The organism is Microbulbifer maximicatervae (SeqCode) (genome assembly GCF_052467305.1).
The window spans coordinates 5,218,086-5,241,563 of record NZ_CP174306.1; the positions used below are offsets into that span (position 1 = coordinate 5,218,086).

21 protein-coding genes are annotated in these 23,478 nt (G+C 49.8%); 7 read left to right on the top strand and 14 right to left on the bottom strand.

What is annotated here, in order from left to right; translation table 11 throughout:
- Positions 1–124: 124 nt before the first annotated feature.
- From dnaG to rpsU, 3 genes are all read right to left on the bottom strand, one after another.
- Positions 125–2,089 carry a DNA primase gene (gene dnaG / locus ACJJI4_RS22740; RefSeq protein WP_444926556.1) on the bottom strand — a complete coding sequence of 655 codons (1,965 nt, stop codon included), beginning with the start codon at positions 2,087–2,089 and terminating at the stop codon, positions 125–127.
- 15 nt (positions 2,090–2,104) lie between these two features.
- Positions 2,105–2,551 (bottom strand): GatB/YqeY domain-containing protein, encoded by a 447-nt coding sequence (locus ACJJI4_RS22745; protein ID WP_108731584.1) that lies wholly within the window; start codon positions 2,549–2,551, stop codon positions 2,105–2,107.
- Between the two features lie 197 nt (positions 2,552–2,748).
- The gene (gene rpsU / locus ACJJI4_RS22750; RefSeq protein WP_020411530.1) at positions 2,749–2,964 is read right to left on the bottom strand and encodes a 30S ribosomal protein S21; all 216 of its coding nucleotides are present in this window, start codon (positions 2,962–2,964) and stop codon (positions 2,749–2,751) included.
- A gap of 173 nt (positions 2,965–3,137) precedes the next feature.
- Here rpsU and tsaD point away from each other — a divergent pair, with 173 nt between their 5' ends.
- Genes tsaD through folK form a run of 3 tightly spaced genes read left to right on the top strand, consistent with a single transcriptional unit; the run spans position 3,138 to position 5,100 of the window.
- Positions 3,138–4,172 (top strand): tRNA (adenosine(37)-N6)-threonylcarbamoyltransferase complex transferase subunit TsaD, encoded by a 1,035-nt coding sequence (gene tsaD, locus ACJJI4_RS22755; RefSeq protein WP_444926557.1) that lies wholly within the window; start codon positions 3,138–3,140, stop codon positions 4,170–4,172.
- A 44-nt stretch (positions 4,173–4,216) separates the two neighbouring features.
- Complete coding sequence (folB, locus tag ACJJI4_RS22760; RefSeq protein WP_444912033.1) at positions 4,217–4,606, top strand: dihydroneopterin aldolase; 390 nt, start codon at positions 4,217–4,219, stop codon at positions 4,604–4,606.
- Between the two features lie 2 nt (positions 4,607–4,608).
- On the top strand, positions 4,609–5,100 hold the full coding sequence (folK, locus tag ACJJI4_RS22765) for a 2-amino-4-hydroxy-6-hydroxymethyldihydropteridine diphosphokinase (RefSeq protein WP_444912034.1): 492 nt from the start codon (positions 4,609–4,611) through the stop codon (positions 5,098–5,100).
- Positions 5,101–5,168: 68 nt separating this feature from the next.
- Here the strand turns inward: folK and ACJJI4_RS22770 are convergent, their stop codons facing one another.
- Entirely contained in the window at positions 5,169–6,281 is a 1,113-nt protein-coding gene (locus tag ACJJI4_RS22770; RefSeq protein ID WP_444926558.1) for an NADH:flavin oxidoreductase, read from the bottom strand.
- Between the two features lie 415 nt (positions 6,282–6,696).
- Between ACJJI4_RS22770 and ACJJI4_RS22775 the strand changes: the two genes are divergently transcribed.
- Positions 6,697–7,158, top strand: coding sequence for a winged helix-turn-helix transcriptional regulator (locus ACJJI4_RS22775; RefSeq protein WP_282934464.1), 462 nt, complete (start codon positions 6,697–6,699; stop codon positions 7,156–7,158).
- 21 nt (positions 7,159–7,179) lie between these two features.
- On the opposite strand, the gene ACJJI4_RS22780 is transcribed toward ACJJI4_RS22775, so the two are convergent.
- The 5 genes from ACJJI4_RS22780 to ACJJI4_RS22800 all read right to left on the bottom strand — a co-directional run bounded on the left by ACJJI4_RS22780 (position 7,180) and on the right by ACJJI4_RS22800 (position 12,418).
- Positions 7,180–8,238: a type 1 glutamine amidotransferase domain-containing protein gene (locus ACJJI4_RS22780; RefSeq protein WP_444926559.1), complete on the bottom strand. Its 1,059-nt coding sequence runs from the start codon at positions 8,236–8,238 to the stop codon at positions 7,180–7,182.
- 203 nt (positions 8,239–8,441) lie between these two features.
- Entirely contained in the window at positions 8,442–9,689 is a 1,248-nt protein-coding gene (locus ACJJI4_RS22785) for a sensor histidine kinase (RefSeq protein ID WP_444926560.1), read from the bottom strand.
- Entirely contained in the window at positions 9,673–10,368 is a 696-nt protein-coding gene (locus ACJJI4_RS22790) for a response regulator transcription factor (protein ID WP_444906520.1), read from the bottom strand. The genes ACJJI4_RS22785 and ACJJI4_RS22790 overlap by 17 nt, the downstream gene beginning before the upstream one ends.
- Before the next feature lie 108 nt (positions 10,369–10,476).
- Positions 10,477–11,214, bottom strand: a complete 738-nt coding sequence (locus tag ACJJI4_RS22795) for a pteridine reductase (RefSeq protein WP_444912039.1) — start codon at positions 11,212–11,214, stop codon at positions 10,477–10,479.
- Entirely contained in the window at positions 11,198–12,418 is a 1,221-nt protein-coding gene (locus ACJJI4_RS22800; RefSeq protein WP_444926561.1) for a multifunctional CCA addition/repair protein, read from the bottom strand. The genes ACJJI4_RS22795 and ACJJI4_RS22800 overlap by 17 nt, the downstream gene beginning before the upstream one ends.
- A gap of 532 nt (positions 12,419–12,950) precedes the next feature.
- Between ACJJI4_RS22800 and ACJJI4_RS22805 the strand changes: the two genes are divergently transcribed.
- Positions 12,951–13,523: a helix-turn-helix domain-containing protein gene (locus tag ACJJI4_RS22805; protein ID WP_413664235.1), complete on the top strand. Its 573-nt coding sequence runs from the start codon at positions 12,951–12,953 to the stop codon at positions 13,521–13,523.
- Between the two features lie 76 nt (positions 13,524–13,599).
- On the opposite strand, the gene ACJJI4_RS22810 is transcribed toward ACJJI4_RS22805, so the two are convergent.
- The 3 genes from ACJJI4_RS22810 to ACJJI4_RS22820 all read right to left on the bottom strand — a co-directional run bounded on the left by ACJJI4_RS22810 (position 13,600) and on the right by ACJJI4_RS22820 (position 18,627).
- Positions 13,600–15,189, bottom strand: a complete 1,590-nt coding sequence (locus tag ACJJI4_RS22810; protein ID WP_444912041.1) for a SpoVR family protein — start codon at positions 15,187–15,189, stop codon at positions 13,600–13,602.
- Positions 15,189–16,466, bottom strand: a complete 1,278-nt coding sequence (locus ACJJI4_RS22815; protein ID WP_444926562.1) for a YeaH/YhbH family protein — start codon at positions 16,464–16,466, stop codon at positions 15,189–15,191. The genes ACJJI4_RS22810 and ACJJI4_RS22815 overlap by 1 nt, the downstream gene beginning before the upstream one ends.
- 238 nt (positions 16,467–16,704) lie before the next feature.
- Positions 16,705–18,627, bottom strand: coding sequence for a PrkA family serine protein kinase (locus tag ACJJI4_RS22820; RefSeq protein WP_444926563.1), 1,923 nt, complete (start codon positions 18,625–18,627; stop codon positions 16,705–16,707).
- Between the two features lie 339 nt (positions 18,628–18,966).
- Between ACJJI4_RS22820 and galE the strand changes: the two genes are divergently transcribed.
- Together galE and ACJJI4_RS22830 are read left to right on the top strand one after the other, a co-directional pair.
- Positions 18,967–19,995, top strand: a complete 1,029-nt coding sequence (gene galE / locus ACJJI4_RS22825) for a UDP-glucose 4-epimerase GalE (protein WP_444926564.1) — start codon at positions 18,967–18,969, stop codon at positions 19,993–19,995.
- Between the two features lie 350 nt (positions 19,996–20,345).
- Entirely contained in the window at positions 20,346–21,671 is a 1,326-nt protein-coding gene (locus ACJJI4_RS22830; RefSeq protein WP_444926565.1) for a M1 aminopeptidase family protein, read from the top strand.
- A 113-nt stretch (positions 21,672–21,784) separates the two neighbouring features.
- On the opposite strand, the gene ACJJI4_RS22835 is transcribed toward ACJJI4_RS22830, so the two are convergent.
- Both ACJJI4_RS22835 and rsmA read right to left on the bottom strand, forming a co-directional pair.
- Positions 21,785–22,597 (bottom strand): symmetrical bis(5'-nucleosyl)-tetraphosphatase, encoded by an 813-nt coding sequence (locus tag ACJJI4_RS22835; protein WP_413664241.1) that lies wholly within the window; start codon positions 22,595–22,597, stop codon positions 21,785–21,787.
- Positions 22,598–22,624: 27 nt separating this feature from the next.
- Positions 22,625–23,425 (bottom strand): 16S rRNA (adenine(1518)-N(6)/adenine(1519)-N(6))-dimethyltransferase RsmA, encoded by an 801-nt coding sequence (gene rsmA / locus ACJJI4_RS22840; RefSeq protein ID WP_444926566.1) that lies wholly within the window; start codon positions 23,423–23,425, stop codon positions 22,625–22,627.
- Positions 23,426–23,478 lie beyond the last annotated feature (53 nt).

Below are 23,478 nucleotides of genomic sequence, written 5' to 3' on the forward strand. Positions count from 1 at the left end.
AACCACTCTAGCTGTCAAGTAACGGCGTAGGTGCGATGTTTAGGGTGCTGGGGTTCCCGATCCCGCCCGGCGGGGGTGAGTGAATATAGTGCTGAGCCCGCAGTTTTCAAGGGGTTGGCGCTTATTAATTCTGCTTTTTTCGCCAATTGGCTAATAGAGCCAGTTGTTCTTCGGGGCTCAACTGGGCGCTGTTCTTGAGTTGATCGAGTAAATCGCGGTTGCGCTGTTTGTCCGCAGCTTGTTTCAGGCGCAGCAGACAGTCGTTAAATTCGGTGTGCGGATCGTATTCCAGGTTGCTGTCATCCTGGGCGAGTTGCCGCGCGACCGATACCAGTGGAGAAATAGCGAGCTTGGCCAGGGTATCGCAAGATTCTGCGCTGTGGTGTGCACGCCAGTGGCCGATCAATTGATAGAAATTTAATTGGGGGCGGCTTTTGTACAGCTCTACCAGCTGGATAAACAATGCCAGGTCTGCATTGCCCTCAACGGGGAACTGCTGTGGATTTTCGATTTGTGCTGCCAGCTCCGGGTGGTGCAACAGCAGGGCGATCAGCATGCGCTCCGGTGGCAGGAGATATTGGCTCTGGCGGCGCGGACTGTCGTAACTCGGTGCTGCACTTTCATTGAAGTTACTGTCGCGCTGCCAGGGTTCCGGCGGTGTGCGGTGCTCCAGCTCCTCGTGAGGGGAGGGTGCTTGGCTTGGCTCTCCCTGTGCAGCTGTAGGTTGCGGGTGGGGCTGTTGTGGTGCGCGAGCTTTTTCTGTGCGGATAACCTCTAGCAGGGTTTCCTTGTCGAGTCCGGTGCGCGAGGCCAGTTGTTGGAACATCAGCTGGCGGTAGACACCATCGGGCAGCAGGTCCAGCAGGGGAGCGGCGAGTTTGGACAGGCGCGCGCGGCCGTCCATGGTCTGCAGGTTGATATCTTCGCTCAGTAGGTCGAAGAGAAAATCTTCCAGCGGTAGGGATTGCTCCTTAATTAACTGCTGGAAACGTTCACCGCCCAGTTGGCGCACCAGGGTGTCCGGGTCCTCGCCTTCTGGCAGCAGCAGGAAGCGCAGGCTGCGCCCGTCCTGCATCTGCGGCAGGGCCGACTCAAGAGCGCGGCGGGCGGCAGCGCGGCCGGCGCGGTCGCCGTCAAAGCAAAACAGCAGTTCCGAGGTGTGGCGGAAGGCGAGTTGAATATGGTCTTCGCCACAAGCGGTACCCAGGGTGGCGACGGCGCAGCGGATATCGAACTGGGCCAGGGCCACCACATCCATATAGCCTTCAACCACAATCAGGCGCTCTAAATTGCGGTTGGCCTGGCGCGCTTCCCACAGGCCGTAGAGTTCGCGGCTCTTGTGGAATATCGGGGTTTCCGGGGAGTTCAGGTACTTGGGTTTGTCGTCGCCCAGTACCCGCCCGCCAAAGGCGATGGCGCGCCCGCGCTGGTCGCGGATCGGGAAAATAATACGGTTGCGGAAGCGGTCGTAGTGATGGCGCGCATTGGGCTTGGTGTTGCCATCACTGTCCTGGCGGCGAATGGCCAGGCCTGCCAATTCCAGTTGATCCGCTTTCTCGGGGGTATCGGCTAATGCATTGAGCAGGTTGTCCCAGCCCGGGGGCGCAAGGCCTATACCAAAGTCCCGGGCAATCTCACCGGAGAGGCCGCGATTGCGCAAGTAGGCCACCGCATTGCCTGCGGCGGGGTGGTTGCGCAGCTGTTCACGGTAGTAGTCGGCGGCTTTCTCTGTAAGCTGGTAGAGAGATTGACTCTCCCGCTGGCGCTTTTCTTGCCCCGGTGCCAGTTGTTCCCTGGGAACTTCCAGTCCACGGGTGGCCGCGAGTTTTTCCACCGCTTCTGGGAAGGGCAGGCGGTCGTACTCCATGAGGAAGCCGATGGCATTGCCATTGGCGCCGCAGCCGAAGCAGTAATAAAACTGCTTGTCCGCACTCACGGTAAACGATGGGGTTTTCTCGTCGTGGAAGGGGCAGCAGGCAGAGTAGTTTTTGCCTGTTTTACGCAGCTTGACCCGGCTGTCCACCAGCTCGACGATATCTGCCCTTGCGAGCAGATCGTCAATAAAGTGCTGGGGTATCTTGCCGGCCATGGGGATTCGCTCAGCTTAGGCCAGTTGGGCCTTCACCAGTTTGCTCACCGCGCCCATATCTGCACGGCCCTGCACCTGGGGTTTAACCTGGGCGATGACTTTGCCCATATCCGCCATGCTGTTGGCACCGGTGTCTTTGACGGCGGAGGCAACGATATCGGTGATCTCAGCTTCGCTCAGCTGCTTCGGCAGGAATTCCTGGATAACTTCAATTTCAGCCTGCTCTACTGCTGCCAGTTCAGCCCGGCCAGCTTTCTCGTACTGGGTAATGGAGTCGCGGCGCTGCTTGGTCATTTTGTCCAGCAGGGCGAGGATGCGGGCGTCATCCAGGTCGATGCGCTCGTCGACTTCAACGCGTTTGATCTCGGCGTTGATCAGGCGCAGGGTGGCCAGGCGCTCTTTGTCTCGCGCTTTCATTGCGTCTTTAGTGGCTTGGGTCAGGGTTTCCTTGAGAGTGCTCATAATGAGTGTTCCGGGATTGTTGGCAATGAATTTTGGATCAGGGGCTTAGGATAGCTTGTCTGCTGGGCGGGGGAAATGCGTTAGCCCAAACGAAAAACGGCGCGCGAGTATGGCTCGCACGCCGTTCTTTATAGCTCCGCTACGGGCTAAGCCCGTCCGGCCGCCTCGCTGCGACAGGCTTATGCAGCCTGCGGCTCTTAGTAGAGACGCTGGAACTTGCGGTTTTCGCGCTGAAGCTTTTTAGCGTGACGCTTTACAGCGGCAGCAGCTTTGCGCTTACGAACAGCGGTGGGCTTCTCGTAGAACTCGCGACGACGTACTTCAGACAGTACGCCTGCTTTTTCACAGGAGCGCTTGAAACGGCGCAGGGCGATATCGAAAGGTTCGTTGTCTTTGATTCGTACAGAGGGCATTAGGATACCTGTTAAAATTCGTTTCTCTCGGCCATTCCGGCAATGCTCTCGCAGTTGCATCCGGTGGCCGGTTCACAGCGAGGGCGCAAATTCTAAACACTCCTATACGGGATCGCAACCCCATTTTCCAGTATGATAACCACCCCTCGAAGTAGTCACGAGAATGAGATCAAGTGCGCGTCCTTGGTATAGAAACTTCCTGCGATGAAACTGGCGTCGCTATTTACGATTCTGAGTCCGATTTGCTCAGCCATGCCCTGTTCAGTCAAGTGGACCTGCATGCCGATTATGGCGGTGTAGTCCCCGAGCTGGCGAGCCGTGATCATGTGCGCAAGCTCTTGCCGCTGATTCGCCAGGTAATGAAGAAGGCCGAGACCAGCCCTTCAGACCTCAATGGCATCGCCTATACCGCAGGCCCCGGTCTGGTGGGAGCGCTGATGGTCGGGGCCTGCGCGGCTCGTGCTCTGGCCTATGGCTGGGATATCCCGGCGGTGGCGGTGCACCATATGGAAGGCCACCTACTGGCCCCAATGCTGGAGGATAATCCGCCCGCCTTTCCTTTTGTGGCCCTGCTGGTTTCCGGCGGACACACCCAGCTGGTGGAGGTGCGGGGGCTCGGTGATTACAAACTGATGGGTGAATCCCTGGATGACGCCGCCGGCGAAGCCTTTGATAAGGCCGCCAAAATGCTCGATTTGGATTATCCCGGTGGCCCGCGTTTGGCTGCCCTGGCGGAGAAAGGAGACGCCAGGCGCTTTACCTTCCCGCGTCCTATGACTGATCGACCGGGGTTGGATTTCAGTTTTTCAGGCCTTAAAACCTTCACCCTGACGACGGTGCGCAAGCACGCCCTCGAGGATGGTTTACCAGACGAGCAGACTTGCGCAGATATTGCTGCGGCTTTCCAGGAGGCGGTAGTGGACACCCTGGTGATTAAATGCCGTCGCGCTATTAAGGCTTCCGGCTATAAAACCCTGGTGATTGCCGGTGGAGTTTCCGCAAATAAATTATTGCGTGAGCGTTTGGAAACGAGCCTGCGAAAGGATAACGCCAGCGTCTACTATCCCCGCCATGAATTCTGCACTGATAACGGGGCCATGATCGCCTACGCCGGTAGTTTGCGCTTAAAAGCAGGGGAGCAGACGAGCCTTGCGGTAGATGTGCGTCCGCGCTGGCCCATGACAGAATTGCCCAAGACCGAACTTTAAAAATCCCAGGGATAGCCTGGCATTAAAAAGAAAAGAGCCGATAAATGGATATTGTTTATATACGGGATTTAAAGGTGAATACCATTATTGGTATTTACGATTGGGAGCGGGAAGTGCGCCAGACGGTCAGTCTCGATTTGGAGATGGCCTTCGATATTAGTGAGGCGGCGCGTACAGACAATATCGAGTACACACTTAACTATAAAGCGGTGGCCAAGCGCTTGATCGCTTTTATTGAAAGCAGTGAGTTTCTGTTGGTGGAGACCATGGCAGAGCAGGCTGCGGCAATTGTCAGGGAAGAGTTTTCTGTAAACTGGCTGCGACTGCGGTTGTCCAAGCCGGGTGCGGTCAGAGGGTCCAGGGATGTGGGTGTCATTATTGAGCGCGGCGAGAGGCCGGCAAAAGGTGCAGCAGCGATGTCTGCGGGAGTGTAAACGTGGCTCAGGTGTATCTCAGCCTCGGCAGTAATATCAATCGCGCGCAATATATCCGCGCAGCGCTGGATGCCCTGACCGGGCGGTTTGGCGAATTACAGGTGTCCCGGGTCTTCGAAAGTGAAGCGGTAGGTTTCCAGGGTGATAACTTTTACAACCTGGTGGTTGGGCTGCAGACTGACCTGCCGGTAGGGCAGCTGGCCCTGTGTCTGCGCGGTATTGAAGATGCCAACGGCCGCCTGCGCTCCGGTCCCAAGTTCAGCGCGCGCACCCTGGATATTGATATTCTCACCTATGATCACCTGACGGGAACTGTCGATGGGGTAAAATTGCCTAGAGGTGAGATTGTAAAAAATGCCTTTGTTTTACAGCCCTTGGCAGAAATTGCTCCAGAAGTATTGCATCCGGTCGAGCAGAAAACATACCGCCAGTTGTGGGATGAGTACGACCAGGCTTCACAAAAATTGTGGCCGGTAGAATTTATTTGGCCGTGATTCCAATAAATTTTTAAAAATGCAGATAAAAAAGCAGCCCTTTGAGGCTGCTTTTTTGTTAGGAATAATTAACTTAGGCTCATTAGCGCTTCTTTGGTGAACGGAGTGACTTCCTCCGCGCGATCTTCACGCACCTTGGCGAACCAATGTGGGTCTTGTAATAGCGCGCGGCCAACGGCAATCAGGTCGAACTCCTGGTTGTCCATACGGCGGGTCAGTTCGGCTAAATCGGTAGGATTGGCAGTGCCGCCCATGCCCTGGTTATTGCCGCCGATAAAATCATCGTCGAGGCCGACACTGCCGACAGAAATTACCGGTTTTCCCGTCAATTCCTTGGTCCAGCCTGCCAGGTTGAGATCAGAACCCTCAAATTCTGGCACCCAGAAGCGTCTTGTAGAGGCGTGGAAAATATCAACGCCGGCTTCAACCAGCGGTGTCAGGAAGCGTTTCAGTTCTTCCGGGTTTTGCGCCAACTTGGCTTCGTAATCCTGCTGCTTCCATTGGGAGTAGCGCAGCACTATGGCAAAATCTTCGCCCACGGCTTCACGTACCGCTTTGATAATTTCCACTGCAAAGCGGGTGCGATTTTCGATGGAGCCACCGTACTCGTCATCGCGTTGGTTGGTACCTTCCCAGAAAAACTGGTCGATCAGATAGCCGTGGGCGCCGTGGATCTCTACGCCGTCGAATCCGATTTCCTTGGCTGCTTTCGCCGCGTCCGCAAAAGCTTGTACAACTTCCTGGATGTCCTCTTTGCTCATCGCCTGGCCATTGGGCTTGCCGGGTTTGAACAGGCCTGAGGGGGAGTAGCCGGGCACTGATTTATCCGGGCCTATGCCCTCTTTGCGCACGGAGCCTACGTGCCATAACTGCGGGATAATCTGGCCACCGGCAGCGTGTACTTCGTCTACCACTTTTTTCCAGCCGGCGAGAGCGGCCTCACCGTAGATTGCCGGAACATTCTCGTAGCCGTTTGCAGCTTTATGATTAACGAAGGTGCCTTCGGTAATAATCAGTCCCACTTCGCCCTCGGCGCGGCGGCGGTAATAGCCGGCCACTTGATCATTGGCTGCATAGCCCGGTGACATAGTGCGGGTCATGGGAGCCATCGCAACCCGGTTGCGCAGCTTTAGGGATTTATGCTCGAAGGGACGCAGTAGGTTGTCCAGGGAACCACTCATATTTCTCTCCTGAATGTCTCGATTCAACACTGGGACTCACTGGTCCCACTAGGTCACAATTAAAACGGTTGCGTTATAAGACCTTATTTTAAGGTTGAGTTCAATATCTGGTTTCGTATTGCAACTCTTTTGTCGGTATAATGGCTAGGGAGCCTCTGAATAACTCCGTAATGCCTCTGCGGGCCATGAAGGCTGCAGATGTTAGGCGCAGCTCGCCGCGAATGGCCGCAGCCCTATGCAAGAGCTGCAACGCAGCAGCTGTGGCCTTCAAGGCCCGCCCTTTGGGGCGTGCAGAGCGATTCACACTCCGCGTTGCGACTTCTTGAAAGGTCTAGACATTCCTGCGAAGCCGCGCCTTGATTGTGAACCGCTCTGCATGCCAGAGGTATCACGGAGTTATTTAGAGGCTCCCTATATGTCACGTAAACGCTTTGATGATCTCGACTGTTCTCTGGCCTGTGCCCTGAATGAAGTGGGGGACTGGTGGTCCCTGCTGATAATTAAGCAGGCGATGCTGGGTACTCGCCGTTTTGTGGATTTCCAAAGAAACCTGGGAATTGCCAAAAATATCCTTGTGGATCGGTTATCACGTCTGGTGGATAACGAGGTGCTGGTACGCTTTGATGCGGGTGAACACGGCACTCGCTACGAGTACCGTTTAACGGAAAAAGGTCGGGACCTGTTTACGGTGGTAATCGCCCTACGCCAGTGGAATCTGCGCTGGAACGGCAATAAAGATGGGATGCACCTGGTCGATAAAAACAGTGGTGAGCCTATCTCCGAAGTTGCTGTGCAGAATGCCCAGGGACAAAAACTCAGTATTCGCGATGTATTATTTGTGGATGAAAATGGCCAGCCCCTAGAGCAGGCTGGCTAGCTGGCTTTTTGAGGAGCTCTATCAATCCTGGCTCTTGGATAGCAGTCTGATTATGTCCAGAGCCCTGCCCGGCTCCCAACGCATAACAGAGACAACGCCGTGCATGGCCAGTAGGCGCTGGTCTATTTCCCCTTTCTCCTGCAGCTTGTGTAATTTCTCTGTGGCCTCGGTAAAGCCGCGCTGCTCATAAGTGAGTAGTAATTTGACGGTCTGCTCTGCCGGAGTGATTTGGCGTGGAACAGGGGTATACCCCATCGCGCTTACCATACTCTCAGCTGCCAGCCAGGTGGACCAGGGGTTTTGCCCGGTAATAAGCTGGCCATCCACGCTGACTTGTTCCAGGTAAGTGGGCCCAGCCTGAAAAAACGCGCCTTGCTCACGTAAGCGATCCTCAAGCAGGAATGGAAATCGTTGCTCGGCGTCAGGGATAAGAAAAAGCTCCTCTTCGTTAGTAAAAGCACTGATCTGCCGATCGGCGATTAAGGGCTTGCCATTATCCAGGGTGACATTGGTAAGGGCTGCTGGCCCGTGGCATACCGCTCCGATAATTTTGCCGCTGTTATAGATTTCCCGCACCAGGGACTGGATATGGGGATTGTCGGGGAAATCGAACATGGTGCCTTTACCGCCGACAAAAAATACGGCCTGGTAATCCTCTGCTGATACCTGATCGATAGGAATACTGTGATTGACCTTTTGTTGTGCCTCCGGGTCATTGAGAAAGGCATAGTCGAAAGGCCCCAGATCATCTTTATCGATCACCGCAGGCGGTTTGCCGCCTTTGGGACTGGCAATATCGACAATAAATCCGTTGGCTGAAAAGATGTAATAGGGGCGTGCCAGTTCAGTTAATTCATAACCAGTCGCCTTGCCACTATCTCCCATCGTTTCAGTACTGGTGACAACAGCTAAGATTTTTCCTCGGCTTTCCCTGGGTAATTGTTGTAAATACGGCAGGTCACTTACTGTCGTAGTGGAAAAGTCCTGCTCTTGGGGTGGAATTAGGCCCTTAACCCAAATAATAAAACCAAAAAATACGGACAAAGTCAGAGCCAGGGAAATAACAATTTTCTTCAACATATTAATCTCCAAAATTACAGTAGCAGACGGGAAATCTTCTAGTGAGTTCGTAGGAGAATAAGGGGTGGAAGGTGAAATTCAGGTGAGATTGCAATTGCTATTTAGGAAGAAAGAAAAAATCTGCGCTTGAGATCTTATAAGGTATGGATGCTGATTCACTGTGCATCTCGAGCGCATACGGTAAAAATTTGAATCTTAGAACGCTACTGTGTAAAAGATAGAGAGCACTGATAAATATTTTTTTTACATTGGATAGAGATGGTCCAATTCAAGGCTTCACAGATTCTCTTGGCCAGGAAAAGGCCTTGACCAATACCGTCACTGCCTTCCCTTTTTTGGCCGGGTAAGAGGGAGGTTTTAAGATCTAATTGGTTGTCTGTGGCGTTCTCAAAAAAGAGTGTGTCCGCCTTATAGGTAATAACCAATTCAGGGCTGGTAGCGTGCTGTAATGCATTGCTGATTAAGTTGTCGAAGAGCAGACTTACCAGGTGTCGATTGGCCAGGACTCTGACTTTGTGCCCTAACTTTAAATCAACATTAAAATGCTTTTGTACAATTAACTGGTGTTGAGCTAAAAGACGTTCCTCTAGTAAAGCGCACAATGGGATATCTTCCGACTGTAGAGACTCAGAGCGGGCGAGGGCTAATAGTGTCTTAACGGTTTTTTCCATACCGGTAACAGTTTCTAATAGCTCATTTTTCTCAGCTAAAGTCATTTCCCGATTTTGACTGAGAGCCAGTGTGCTTTTCAGAATGGTTAGCCCGGTGCGCAACTCATGGCTTGTATCCCGGGTAAACTCAGTTTCCCTGCGCAATGTTAGCTTGAGCTGGTTAAGTGTATCTTGCAACGTACTTGCGAGATAACCGATTTCATCTTGTTCATTGTTATAGGGCAGGGAAATTTGAGAATCGCAGTTTCTCTGCTGCTGAACTGCTTTAGCAAGGGTTACTACAGGAGCGATGGTTTTACGGGAAATACGAAAAGCACAATAGAGGGCTAAGAGTAGGGTCAAGATACAGGCGCTGGCAAAGAGCCAAAGAAGTTTTGAAGATTGTCGCGTAACAGTGAGCAATTCACTGACTTCAGCTACGAGAACGGCGGAATGGTTGTCCGGAAAATGTACTCTGCGTAAATGGAAGTGATGTTCAGTATCACTAAACCACTCAGCCTTTTCTGCATAGCTTGGTAGGGCAGTGCGCAGTTCGGCCGGAATTATTTTGCTTTCAGTGTATAGCGTTAGATAGGGTAGGCGTGGCTCTGGGGTCGTATTAGTCAGTCTTGCCTGCTGTTCGAGGTAGCGGACTTCTCCGGCCAATAAGTTATCGAGTAAATGATCTTCAACTACATAGGCCACCATCATACAAATGGCAAAAAACACCAAGCATAGCAGCAGGGTAAAACTGCCAAAAATAGCGAAGACCTTCCTCTGTAAATTACTGGTTTCGCGCATTGGGAGTTTCCAACTGATAACCGAGATTGGTGATGGTTTTCAACATAGGGGCCTGGAAAGGCTTATCCAGTGTTTGGCGAAGACTATAAATGTGGGATTTTAAGGCGTCTGTTTCTGGGGGTTCATCACCCCAAATATGGTGGATTATTGCCGAGCGGCTTACTGGTGCTGGCGACGCCTGGGCGAGCATAGTGAGAATGCGAAAACCGATAGTTGTCAGGGGCAGAGGTTGTTTATCCCGGTAGGCCGTTTGCTGGCGCTGGTTTATCTGTAAATCACCGACCTTAATTTCTTCACTGGTATGCAGCTGGTGTCTACGTGCCAGGGCGCGGCATCTCAGTATCAGTTCCCTTGGTTCGAAGGGCTTACATAAGTAGTCATCGGCACCGATACCAAATCCGCGTTCTTTATCTGCGAGAGCATCTCGGGCAGTTAACATCAGGATTGGCATGTTAACTGGCGCTTGTGCCTTGATCTTTTCGCAGACCTCCAAGCCGTCCATATCCGGCAGGCCCAGGTCGAGAATGATCAGGTCGAAGATTTGTTCCAGGGCCAGCTGTAAGCCCTGGCGACCCCGGTGGGCATAATCTATCTGCCAGTCCTCAGCATGTAGGAATTCGGCAAGCTGGCGGGCGATAGTGGGGTTATCTTCAATCAACAATATCTTCAGTGAGCGCACCGGCAAATCTCTTGTGGCAGAGGAAGTTACAAAACATTCTGACAGAGTGCCGGTGAAATTGAAGTGAAGCCCCGTTGTTGAACTGTTTTAGGTATTGGTTGGAGTGCTCTAGATATTGAGGTTGCGGCCGCCGTCAACGGCAATAACCTGACCGTTGATATAGGGGGCATCACAGGCAAGGAAGCGCACGGTCTTGGCGATATCACTGGGGTCACCGGTTCGGGCCAAAGGAATGCGCTGGGTGATTTTTGCTTTCTTGGCTTCGTTAGTTGCCTCTTGTTCTGGCCAAAGAATGGCACCGGGGGCGACTGCATTGACCCGAATCTGGGGCGATAGCTCCAGAGCGAGGCTTTTTGTCAGCATTACCAGCCCAGCCTTGGCGGCGCAGTAGATAGTATGCTTGGGCATCGGGCGCTCGGCGTGAATATCCGCCATATTAACAACGCAACCCAGCTGTTGGCTGAGTGTTTCTTTCAGGGCCTGAGTGAGAAAGAAGGGGGCTTTGAGGTTGCTGCCTACCAGCCGATCCCAGTCCTCCTCGGTTGCACTTCCCACAGGTGTGGGGTGAAATGCTGAGGCATTGTTGACCAGAACATCAATACCGCCCCAGGCCTCTTGTGCACGTTGGGCCAGATTGGAACAGGCTTCGGCGCTATTCAACTCACTGTGCAACGCTATGGCAGAGTTGGGGCGACGTTGGTTCAGCTCGTTTGCCAGGGCCTTGGCAGCATCAGCCGAGTTGCGATAGTGAATAACAACTCTGTGATCTCTATGCAGCTCTTCAGCAATAGCACGGCCCAGGCGTGCGGCGGCACCGGTAATCAACACATTACGCAATGTAGTCATCCTTTACTCTGGCGATTGCCTTGATGCGCTCCCGGTCCAGTGCTTGCCCCAGTTTCGCACCCTGGTAGCCCTGTTTAATCAACTCCTCGGCAGTTACTGCCGCTGCCCCATCTCGAGCGGCGCGTAAAAAGTCCACCTGTGGATAATCTCGATTCTCCAGCCCCTCACGACCTCGGGCATCTGCCTCGCAGGCGCGAAGAAAGTTTTCAAATCGCTCGGGACGTCGCAAGGCATCCAGACTGCGGATCATTTTCATAATGGTCTGTGGGCGCAATTCGAAGGCTCTGTGGCAGTGCAGGTGATATTCGCAGACCCCGACAGCTAGTGCAGTCAGGTCTTTTGGGGTACGCCAGCGCTCACAGACGGCCTTTACCAGGGGCACGCCTGCGGCCTCGTGGCCGTGGTGGCTGGGGAGAATCTCCTCGGGAGTCAGTCCTTTGCCCAGGTCGTGTAGCAGTACTGCAAAACGCAAGGGGAGCTCTACTGGGGCGGCGCGCAGGGCTAGTAGTACGTGTTCTCCAGTGTCCACTTCGGGGTGGTGTTTGGGCGGTTGGGGAACACCAAACAAATTCTCTAGTTCTGGTAACAGTACCGAGAGGGCACCGCAGTCTCGCAGTACCCGAATAAAAATATCGGGGTCTGGCTCGGTAAGCGCCCGGCTTACCTCTTTCCAGACTCTCTCGGCCACCAGATATTCCACTTCACCCGCTTCTACCATCTGGCGCATGAGTATCATGGTTTCAGGGGCAACGCTAAAGCCAAGGTGATGGTAGCGGGCGGCAAAGCGGGCGACTCGTAGAACTCTTAGCGGGTCTTCTGCAAAAGCAGGGGAAACATGGCGCAAAAGCCGAGCTCCAAGATCTTCCTGCCCTCCGTAGGGGTCAATTAGATTGCCGTCGCTGTCTTCTGCAATGGCATTAATAGTGAGATCTCGCCTCAGAAGATCATCTTCCAGGGTGATATTGGCATCAGCGTTAACGGTAAAACCGCCATAGCCGTGTCCGCTCTTTCTTTCGGTGCGAGCGAGCGCGTATTCTTCACCGGTCTCAGGGTGTAGGAATACTGGAAAATCTTTGCCGACTGGGCTGTATCCGAGGTCCTGCATTCTATCTGCATCTGCCCCAACCACTACCCAGTCACGCTCGGTGACTGGGCGATTCAAAAGTCTGTCGCGCACTGCGCCGCCAACAAGGTAGATCTTCAAAGCATTTGCTCCAGAGCTGGAGGGACCAGTGATCTGATAGGTGATTGTACTGCCATAAGTCCATTTGTTCCGGCGTTGTTCCAGGTTTGTCTGCTGGACGGAGGATGAGCGGTAGGAGTGTAAGAAGCTTCGGCAAGATAAAAAAAAGGCCCCGAAAAAACAAGGGGGCCCAGGGTCTTAGGGTATTCGCTTAGCAAACATTTTTTTGCCAACTGTGGGGGCTCTGACTTAACGGCCACACCACTGGAAAGGATCGCGTGACAAGTCTCAAGTCACGAATCTAGTGTCATTCTAAGAAACCTGTCTTACCTGTCAACTATATCTATTAGTATTTTTTGAGGGGGTTGTTCCGCTGTTCGTTAATAAATTACATGGACCGAATTTCGGGCTGGGTTTGCAGCATTAAACAGCATAATTTATAGGGGCGGTTCAGCTGGGCAGGATAATTTCACGTGTAACTCTGTGGGGCAGAGGATACTTTCGGGAAGTTGACTGTTCTTCTTTTTAATCGCAGTTGTTGGGGAGAATAAAGATGAGCGAATTACATGTGCTAACCACCGGGGAAGCAGCCAGGTACTGCGGTGTTAACTTCCGAACGGTGATTCGCTGGATTGAGCGTGGCCAGCTCAAGGCATACAAACTTCCAGGGCGTGGTGATCACCGTATCTGTGTTGAGGATTTCGTGGGCTTCCTGCGGGACAACTCAATGCCAGTTCCGAACGACCTGGCAGTTCCCAGTCGAAAAGTGCTTTTGTTAACGACTGATCCTGAGCTGACTTCAGGTGGACGCCAGGCGCTTCAGCAGATGGGGTGTGAAGTAGAAGTAGCTAGTGATAGTTTTTCCGCCGGTATCTTGATGGCGAGTGCCAAGCCGGCGTTGTTAGTGGTTGACACTGGGTTGCTTGGGGAGAGTGGGTTTCAGGTGCTGGACTACCTCAGATCCCGCAGTGAGTATTCAAATTTGAGCATTCTGGTTGTGCCTTCTGATGACGATGGCGAGAAAGCCCGTTGGCTGGATGCTGGAGCTGATGCTCTTTTAACTCACCGTTCTGAGCACGGTGAACTTTCTGCAAAGGCCAAGCTTTTGTTGGAAGCTGATGCCTAAGTAGCACGATTCGCTAGTGGGTATTATTTCCCCATTCTGTGCGGGGCTGGTATTTCAACAGTTCCCGCGCTGAAACCTAAATGGGTTTTGGTATTAACATAGACTCTTCTTCACCCTCCGGTCGGTCCCGACCTTGCTCCGGGCAGTGACAACTGGCCGTTATTTGATCCCCGTTCAAACTGTTCAGGTGAACATCGAAGCCCCATAGCCGGTGAAGATGCCTTAATACCTCTGCTGTATCTTTACCAAGAGGGCGACGGCGGTGCTGTGTGTGGTGCAGGGTCAGTGAACGGTCACCACGGGTATCTACTGAATATACCTGGATGTTCGGTTCCCGATTGCCCAGGTTGTACTGTCCCGCAAGGTTCTCTCTTAACTGGCGATAACCGCTCTCATCGTGAATTGCGCTGACAATGATATCGTTCTCTTTATCGTTGTCGCTGATACAAAACAGTTTCATGTCTCGCATAACCTTGGGAGACAGGAATTGTAAAATAAAACTTTCATCTTTGAAGTCGCGCATGGCGAATTGAAGGGTTTCACGCCAATTACTTCCAGCAATGTCTGGGAACCAGCGGCGATCCTCTTCAGTGGGGCTTTCACAGATACGCCGTAAGTCAGTAAAAATACTGAAGCCTAGGGTATAGGGATTGATACCGCTGTAGTGAGGGCTGTCAAAAGAGGGTTGGTAGATAACATTGGTGTGGCTTTGAAGAAACTCCATCATAAAGCCTTCAGTCACCCGCCCGCGCTTGTACAGCTCGGTTAAGAGAGTGTAATGCCAGAAGGTAGCCCAGCCCTCATTCATTACTTGGGTTTGCCGCTGTGGATAAAAATATTGGGCCAGCTTACGTACAATACGCACTAGCTCCCGTTGCCAGTTTTCCAGGAGAGGGGCATTTTTCTCAACAAAGTACAGGATATTCTCCTGAGGCTCTTCGGGGAAACGTTTCTCCTTTGTCTCCTCTATACCGTCACCGAGTTTTGGGATGGTCCTCCATAAATCATTGAGCTGCCTCTGGCGGTACTCTTCTCGCTCTTGCTGTTGGCGTTCTTCTTCAATAGCCGAGATTGGGTAAGGGCGTTTATAGCGATCTACACCGTAGTTCATTAGAGCATGACAGGAGTCGAGAATGGCCTCGACTTCATCAAGCCCGTAGCGCTCTTCACAGCGGGAAATATAATTTTTGGCAAAGATCAGATAGTCAATAATACTGCTGGCATCTGTCCAGGAGCGAAACAGGTAATTCCCTTTAAAGAAAGAGTTGTGCCCATAGGAGGCGTGAGCAATCACCAAAGCCTGCATTGTCATGGTATTTTCTTCCATGAGGTAAGCGATGCAGGGATTAGAATTAATGACTATTTCATAAGCCAGCCCCATCAATCCGCGCTGATAATTATTTTCCACGCTGATAAATTGCTTGCCAAAAGACCAGTGGTGATAACCCACTGGCATTCCTACCGAGGAGTAGGCATCCATCATCTGCTCTGAGCAGATAACTTCAATCTGATTTGGGTAGGTATCTAACCCAAACTCTTCTGCCAGTGCGCCGATGGCGCGATCATATTCCTGAATTAATTCAAAAGTCCATTCTGAGCTTGTTGATATGGGCTGACGCGACTCAGATTCAGATGCTTCAGCGCCACTGGCAAATTTGTCGAGCATCAGGCAGTCACCTTTTGGCGGAACAGTTGTCGGAACACCGGATAAATATCCTGTACATCGACAATCTGCTCCATAGCAAAGTGATCGGGGAATAAAGTGCGGACACTTTCATACTCTTCCCACAGGGCCTGGTGATCTCTGGGAGTAATTTCCACATAAGAGTAATACTGCACATGGGGCATAATATCGTCGATAAGGATTCGGTGGCAGGTACTGGAGTCGTCGTTCCAGTTATCACCATCTGAGGCCTGGGCTCCATAGATATTCCATTCGCTGGCGGGGTAGCGATCTCTTACAATACGTCGCATTAATTTGAGCGCGCTTGAGACAATGGTGCCGCCAGTTTCCCGTGAATAGAAAAACTCCTCTTCATCAACTTCTTTGGCGCTAGTGTGGTGTCGAATAAAAACGACTTCTGTATATTCATAACTGCGCTGTAGGAACAAATATAAAAGTAAGAAGAAGCGTTTGGCCATATCCTTTGTGGCTTGGTTCATCGAGCCGGATACATCCATCAGGCAAAACATCACCGCCCTAGATCGAGGTTTTGGTTGTCGAATCAGCAGGTTATATTTCAGGTCGAAATCATCGAGGAAAGGGACTCGATTGATACGGCTGCGAAGTTCGGCGATTTGGTTTTTAAGAGCCTCAATTTTGCGCTGGTCTCGCAGAGCAGTATCTTTGTTTTCTTCTTGGGATAGGTCTTCCTCTAAATTGCGCAGGTTTCTTCGCTTATTACTGGTCAAGGCTATGCGTCTTGCATGGGCAGCCCTGAGTGAGCGGATCACATTGAGACGACCTGGAGTTCCTTCATTACTAATTCCGGCACGTACTATTTGAAAAGACTCGTTGCCGGCCAGGCGTTGCTTGATCATATTGGGCAGCTGGAGCCCCTCAAACATAAAGTCCAGAAACTCTTCTTGTGATATCTGGAAGACAAATTCATCAACCCCTTCCCCGCTATCACTGGCACCACCACCATTTCCATCACCGCCTCGCTGACCTTGACGAGGGATACGATCACCAGCAGTAAATTGCTTGTTTCCGGGTAAAACTCGCTCTACGTGCCCACCGCTACCGTGAGAAAATAAGGGTTCGCTGATATCCCGAGTAGGGATACTGATTTGCTCTCCCTTATCCATGTCCATAATAGAGCGGCTATTCATGGCGTCGCCGACAGCTTTCTTAATGTGAGCCTTATAGCGCCTTAAGAATCGCTGCCGATTAACGGTACTCTTTTTCTTTCCATTCAAGCGGCGGTCGATGATATAGCTCATATTTCTGCCTTTGTTCTGAATAAAGCTCACAGGCATTCATCGCCATAAATCTATTCAGAATATTTCCTGCTGAATCCACCAAACACAATTATTGGTATCTTCACTATAGCGAGCCATTGAGGGTCCCGATGAGATGCTGTGAAATCACTCAAGTGCTCACTAAAAGTTAATGATCTAATCAGTATCCGGGTTTGGCTTCCTCGTGTTTTTCCAGTGACCTTAATGGAGGAAAACCTTACTATTGAGATTTTCTCACGCGTAGATACCATTCGGATAACAATCTAACCTGCTTCTCGGTATAGCCGCGTTCAACCATACGCGCAACGAAGTCTGCATGCTTGCGTTTATCATCTGCTGATGCCTTGGTATTAAAGGATATAACTGGCAGAAGATCTTCCGTATTGGAGAACATTTTTTTCTCGATAACGGCACGTAGTTTCTCGTAAGATCTCCAGTCGGGATTTTTTCCTTGATTGTTAGCCCTGGCACGGAGCACAAAATTGACTATTTCATTGCGGAAATCTTTCGGATTGGAAATTCCTGCAGGTTTTTCTGTCTTTTCAAGCTCTTCATTAAGGGCGCCGCGATCCAGTATTTCACCGGTTTCTGGGTCGCGATACTCCTGGTCCTGTATCCAAAAATCAGCGTAAGTGACATAGCGATCAAACAAGTTTTGGCCGTATTCAGCGTAGGATTCCAGGTAAGCTGTTTGGATTTCCTTACCGATAAATTCTACGTATCTTGGAGCTAAATATTCCTTGATAAACCCGAGGTAAGTCTCTTGCACTTCTGGTGGAAATTGCTCCTGCTCTATTTGCTGTTCCAGAACATAGAGTAGGTGGACTGGATTTGCCGCCACCTCAGTAGCATCGAAATTGAAAACTTTTGAAAGGATCTTAAAGGAGAAACGGGTGGATAGTCCGTTCATGCCTTCATCTACCCCTGCATTATCTCTGTATTCCTGAATGGTTTTTGCTTTGGGGTCGGTATCCTTTAGGTTTTCACCGTCATAGATACGCATCTTTGAATAAAGGCTGGAGTTCTCAGGGTTTTTAACTCTCGACAATACAGAGAATTGCGCCAACATCCGCAGGGTGTCTGGTGCACAGGGCGCTTTTGACAAGGAGCTATTTTCTAGCAGTTTCTGATAGATTCGTATTTCTTCCTGCACTCTTACACAGTAGGGCACCTTGACGATATAAATACGATCCAGGAAAGCCTCATTGTTGCGATTATTGCGGAAGGATTGCCATTCTGATTCATTGGAATGAGCGAGGATTGTACCGTTGAAAGGAATTGACCCCAATCCCTCTGTACTGTTGTAATTTCCTTCTTGTGTTGCAGTTAGTAGGGGGTGAAGCACCTTGATAGGCGCTTTGAACATCTCGACAAACTCCATCAGTCCCTGGTTGGCCCTACATAAACTACCAGAAAAGCTATAGGCATCAGGGTCATTCTGGGGGAAATCCTCAAGCTTACGAATGTCGATCTTGCCAACTAGTGATGAAATATCCTGGTTATTTTCATCACCGGGCTCTGTTTTTGAGATGGCAACTTGATCGAGAATAGAAGGACGAATTTTTACGACACGAAATTTACTGATGTCCCCTCTAAATTCATGCAATCGCTTAACAGACCAGGGAGACATAATAGTGTTGACGTATCGACGTGCAATGCCGTAGTCCTCTTCAAGGATGCGGCCATCCTCAGTAGGAGAGAAAAGGCTCAAGGGGGATTCAAATACTGGAGATCCCTTAATTGCATAGATGGGCACCTGCTCCATCAAGGCTTTTAGCCGCTCCGCAAGGGATGACTTTCCGCCACCAACAGGACCTAGCAAGTACAGGATTTGCTTCTTCTCTTCCAGACCCTGTGCGGCATGCCGGAAGAAAGAGACAATTTGTTCTATGGCTTCCTCCATACCATAGAATTCACTGAAGGCCTTGTATCGCTTAATAACCTTATTACAGAAAATACGTGACAGACGCGGGTCCCGTGAGGTGTCTACCAGTTCGGCCTCGCCAATGGCCATCAGCATCCTCTCAGCTGGTGACGCATAGGCACTGCGGTCTGTCTTACACAGCTCCAGGTATTCCTGAATACTGAGTTCCTCGTCCTGGATAGATTCGTATCTTTCCAAGTAGTGATTGAAAATTGTCATGGTGTCTACCTCCCTGTAGCCTACTGGAATTAGCTCAGTTTCCTGCTTTGGTTAGGATGTCGTACGCCCTTGGCTTCTCTTGCCCAAATGGGACGAGCGATGCATGAGCTGTAAAGTCCAGATCGTGTTTGGGATACGCTTGGCGTGAAGCACTATCGTTATTGCCGTTGTGAACCTTGTTCTTTGCTGGAGTAAGTGTTGAATGCTCTCCAGCTTTTCCAGCATAGCTTTCCCTTTGAATGAGACAGTGGAATGTCACTTATATAGGTTGAATTGGGCGGCTGTTTTACGCTTTACTACAGCCCATATTGGGTATTAGAGAAATATTGAGGAACATAAATGGCGATTTTGGTGACTGGAGGTGCCGGATATATTGGCAGTCATACTTGTATCGAGTTGCTTGCTGCCGGCTTTGAGCCTGTAGTTGTGGATAACCTATCGAACAGCAGTGAGGAAGCCCTACGGAGAGTCGAGTTAATTGCTGGCAAAGATATCCCTTTTCACCATCTGGATATTAGTGATAAGGAAGGTTTACGCAAAGTATTCTCTGATCATAAGATTGACGCCGTAATTCACTTCGCGGGGTTGAAAGCAGTTGGTGAATCTGTTGCGCAGCCTCTGCGCTATTACCAGAATAATGTAGCTGGGACCTTAACTTTATGTGAGGTGATGGAGGAGTTTGGAGTTCACCGCCTGATCTTCAGTTCGTCGGCAACGGTCTATGGTGATCCTGAAACAGTACCAATTAAAGAAGATTTTCCTACTGGCGCAACCAACCCCTATGGCTCAAGTAAGTTGATTGTGGAAAACATGTTGCGAGATCTTTGTGCTGCGCCGAACAGCCAGTGGAAAGTGAGCTTGTTGCGTTACTTCAATCCGATTGGGGCCCATGAAAGTGGGACTATTGGTGAAGATCCCAGTGGTATCCCCAATAACTTACTACCCTATGTTTCCCAAGTGGCAGTAGGTAGATTGGAGCAGCTACAGGTTTTTGGTGGTGATTATGATACCGTTGATGGTACTGGAGTTCGAGATTATATACATGTAGTTGATTTGGCTCGCGGACACTTGGCGGCGCTAAACTTAATATGTAAAGAAGAAATTTCTGAGGGTTGTTATACCCATAATCTGGGGACGGGACAGGGCAGTTCTGTTTTACAAGTCGTTCGTGCTTTCGAGAGTGTCAGCGGGAAGGAAATTCCCTATAACATTGCTCCGCGGAGACCCGGAGATATTGCAGAGTGTTACGCAGATCCAGAGCTGGCTGAAACAGAGCTGGGGTGGAAAGCTGAGTATGATTTAGTGCGTATGGTGAAAGATACCTGGCGTTGGCAGTATAAAAATCCTAAAGGGTACAGTGCAGATTAGGCAAAATTAAGTTAAGGAAATTTGATCCTATTTTTTGCCTCACAGAGGATTAGGTTTTTCTATCAACCTGATAATGCTCATTGCTTGCGCAGCTCCATGCGGATATTGCAGGTAATGAGTTTCTTTCATGTTCTAAATAAAATTATATCATCAGTACCTGCGTTAAGGGGCCATTAAGCTACCGATAGATACAATCCTGTTGATTGACTTGAATGTTTATGATTAGCGAAGAATAAGAACTATTTGTCTGTCTGGTTGTATGTATAACTCTGTATTGATAGTTATCAATATATGGAAGCATTTATTACTTCAATTTTTATTTATTTTTCTCAATCTAAAAGGAGTTAAGATTGAAATATATTCAGTTTTTACTGTTAGTTTTAACTAGTTTTTCAGCTTTAGCTGAAGATATATCTGGGGTGGATATCACGATTGAGAAGCAGGGCGATAAGCTCTGGAAGCTTACCTATCAAATGGATAGGCCGGCAAGCCGGATTAGCTTTGTGCGTAACCCGGATGCCTCTCGTATAAAACGCTGGAAGCCTGTGTCACCAGAATTTGAATTAGTTTCTATGGAAGGTGAAGAGTTTCTGGTTAGAAAAGATAGAAGTTCATTCGAACACATTGAAATTTTTTTGACGTCTAGCTATATATCTCTTCCCAAAGACTATGCACCTTTCTCCCCCTATTCAGATGGTGGAAGCCTGATATATACGGGCCGCTTTTTTGCTTGTATTGACAACTGTGATTATAAAGCAAAAGCCTGGCGAGTAACTATGCAGGTTCCCCCAGGTGAGCATATGATTATTAACGGGAAGATAAATGATCGGACAGCCAGCTGGATTGATCGTGATAATGGAATGATGGTCTATGTTGGAACTCAAGAACCTATAAATACAGTTAGTGTTGTAGCTGTTATTGATAAAGGTTTGCCGGAAAAATTGAGATTGTCTTTAGAATCAGATATTCCCAGGTTAATGAGTTATTTTGAGCAAAGGCTTGGGGCACTAAGTGGAGCAAAGCCTGCTTTGTATGCATCATATGCGAATGTCGATGATAACTCTTGGCAGGGGGGGACCTTGCCACATCAGATTTTTATGCATTGGAATATGAATGAACTTGATGGGAAATTTTCCGACCCTAACTTTATTAATGAAACCATTTGGTTTTTTGCTCATGAGGTCGCACATTTATACCAGCAGGGTAGTGAAACAGGGTTGTATGGTGATGCAAATGAATCGTGGTTACATGAAGGGAATGCGGATTGGTTGGCAGCGCTGGCTTTATTAGATTTGTATCCCGAGTCATCAAAATATGTCTCTAATAAAATTAAGGCTTTTAAGGAAAGTTGCACAAAAGGTGTAAAAGAGATTCCTTTGGTTGAGGCTGCTAACCGGGGCAGGTTTGATCTGTATTATAGCTGTGGTCTGCTCATACATCGAGCAATTGACCTGTTTCTGCAAAGTGAAAATGCTGATTCGTCAAATATTTTTTCGATATGGAGCAGTTTTCGTCAAGAGGTCGAGGGCGGCGGAGAAAAAGGCGCTGATACTTTCTTGATGCTTCTCAGTCAGAGGGAAGGAGCAGCGGAACTTGTTAACTCTATTGAGCTTTTACTTGGTGGGAAACCGGCGAGTGCAGGAGTCGCTTTGGATCAATTAACTCATGGTTTATAAGGTTATTCAAGCTAGGTAAACTGACAGTTACACACTCAGGTGATAACTGTCAGTTTGTTTTTTTAGATTCGGTCGGTTTAAATTCTTCTTTTAGCTTCAGGGTAAAGTAATTTTTATAAGCTGCAGTCTGTACAAAAAAATTCTTCATCACTTAATCGCATTGCAGTCAGATATCCTCCCCAAACACAACCTGTATCTAGGGCATAGATATTCTCAGTATCTGCACGGCCTTCCAGGGCAGCCCAATGCCCAAAAATAATCTTGTCATTTCTGGTTTTTCGATTGGGAAAGCTAAACCATGGCTGGTATTCACCGTGAGAGGCCTGGACCCCCTTTTTATTGATTAGATCCAGAGTGCCATCAGCCTTACAAAATCGCATTCTTGTGAAGTAATTGGTAATGGACCGCAGGCGTTCGATGCCGATCAAATGATCATCCCAACAGTGTGGCTCATTACCGTACATGCCATAAAAAAATGCCTTTGCCATAGCTTCGTCGGCGAGGGCCTTATGCACTTCAGTGGCGAGCTTTTGCGCTTTAGTAACGCTCCAAATGGGGGGGATACCCGCATGCACCATGGTGTACCCCTTCTTATGTACTAGAAGAGGTAGGCTTTGTAGCCACTCCAGTAACTTATCAGAATCTTTTGCTTTCAAAACCTTGGCAAGGTCATGCTCTTTTTCAGACAGAGATTTAGCACCATGGGCGATCGCCAGTAAATGGAGATCATGGTTGCCCAACACTGCTGTAACCTGTTGGCGGTGCTCATAGAGATAGCGAAGGGTGCTCAGGCTATCCTCACCCCGGTGAACCAAGTCTCCGGCAAGCCAGAGCTTGTCACGGTCAGCACTAAAATTGATTTTCTTGAGAAGGCTTTGAAAAGCTGCAAAGCATCCTTGAATATCTCCGATGGCGTAAGTTGCCAAGGTTTCCCCCAAAAATATGAAAAATAATTATTGTTGTTGCAAGTTTGTACAGTAGTCGGCCAGCTTAACAAAGTCCCCGACGCTTAAGGTTTCTGGTCGGCGGCCGGCATCAATGGGCAGCAGCTCGGGGTCGAGATCCGGGAATAGGGGTTTTAAAGCATTGCGTAGGGTCTTACGGCGCTGCTGGAAGGCTATATTGACGATTCTTTCCAATAATCCTTCATCTTTTGCGGTAAATGGCAGAGTACTGTAGGGAACCAATCTCACGATGGCAGAATCCACCTTAGGGGCGGGCCGGAAAGACTGCGGGGGTACAGGGAACAGGCCCTGTACGCGACAGTAATATTGAACCATCACGCTAAGTCGCCCATAAGATTTAGTCGAAGGCGTAGCGCTGAGCCGATCTACCACCTCTTTCTGCAGCATAAAATGCATATCCTGGACTTGCCCGCGAAAACTGAGCAGATGGAACAGTAGCGGTGTGGATATGTTATATGGAAGGTTACCGACGATGCGTAGCTGCTTATCTCCAGCAAAGGTGCCAAAGTCAAATTTTAATGCGTCCTTTTCAATGATGCTAAATTCCGGGTATTCCCTGAATTTAAATTCCAGCATCGGAATCAGGTCGCGATCCAGTTCGACAGCGGTTAGAGATGGGCAGCGTTTTAGTAGTAATTCTGTAATTGCCCCTTGACCCGGGCCAATTTCCACTAGCGTATCTGATTCTTTAGGGCCTACCGCACGAACAATGCGCTCGATAATATTTTCATCGACGAGAAAGTTTTGTCCAAAGCGTTTGCGGGCTTTGTGTTGAAAGAAGTTATCCATTGATATATCTGTAACCTGGATGATTAATTTTGCGGTTAAGCCTTGGGGTGCTG

Excerpts from the sequence above, each read along its gene's own strand:
- ACJJI4_RS22785 (WP_444926560.1), bottom strand. The coding sequence starts at position 9,689 with ATGCGCGAAACCAGTAATTTACAGAGGAAGGTCTTCGCTATTTTTGGC.
- galE (WP_444926564.1), top strand. The coding sequence starts at position 18,967 with ATGGCGATTTTGGTGACTGGAGGTGCCGGATATATTGGCAGTCATACT.
- folB (WP_444912033.1), top strand. The coding sequence starts at position 4,217 with ATGGATATTGTTTATATACGGGATTTAAAGGTGAATACCATTATTGGT.
- ACJJI4_RS22795 (WP_444912039.1), bottom strand. The coding sequence starts at position 11,214 with ATGACTACATTGCGTAATGTGTTGATTACCGGTGCCGCCGCACGCCTG.
- ACJJI4_RS22780 (WP_444926559.1), bottom strand. The coding sequence starts at position 8,238 with ATGTTGAAGAAAATTGTTATTTCCCTGGCTCTGACTTTGTCCGTATTT.
- rsmA (WP_444926566.1), bottom strand. The coding sequence starts at position 23,425 with ATGGATAACTTCTTTCAACACAAAGCCCGCAAACGCTTTGGACAAAAC.
- ACJJI4_RS22770 (WP_444926558.1), bottom strand. The coding sequence starts at position 6,281 with ATGAGTGGTTCCCTGGACAACCTACTGCGTCCCTTCGAGCATAAATCC.
- ACJJI4_RS22820 (WP_444926563.1), bottom strand. The coding sequence starts at position 18,627 with ATGACAATTTTCAATCACTACTTGGAAAGATACGAATCTATCCAGGAC.
- ACJJI4_RS22810 (WP_444912041.1), bottom strand. The coding sequence starts at position 15,189 with ATGCTCGACAAATTTGCCAGTGGCGCTGAAGCATCTGAATCTGAGTCG.
- rpsU (WP_020411530.1), bottom strand. The coding sequence starts at position 2,964 with ATGCCCTCTGTACGAATCAAAGACAACGAACCTTTCGATATCGCCCTG.
- ACJJI4_RS22775 (WP_282934464.1), top strand. The coding sequence starts at position 6,697 with ATGTCACGTAAACGCTTTGATGATCTCGACTGTTCTCTGGCCTGTGCC.
- ACJJI4_RS22805 (WP_413664235.1), top strand. The coding sequence starts at position 12,951 with ATGAGCGAATTACATGTGCTAACCACCGGGGAAGCAGCCAGGTACTGC.
- ACJJI4_RS22815 (WP_444926562.1), bottom strand. The coding sequence starts at position 16,466 with ATGAGCTATATCATCGACCGCCGCTTGAATGGAAAGAAAAAGAGTACC.
- ACJJI4_RS22745 (WP_108731584.1), bottom strand. The coding sequence starts at position 2,551 with ATGAGCACTCTCAAGGAAACCCTGACCCAAGCCACTAAAGACGCAATG.
- dnaG (WP_444926556.1), bottom strand. The coding sequence starts at position 2,089 with ATGGCCGGCAAGATACCCCAGCACTTTATTGACGATCTGCTCGCAAGG.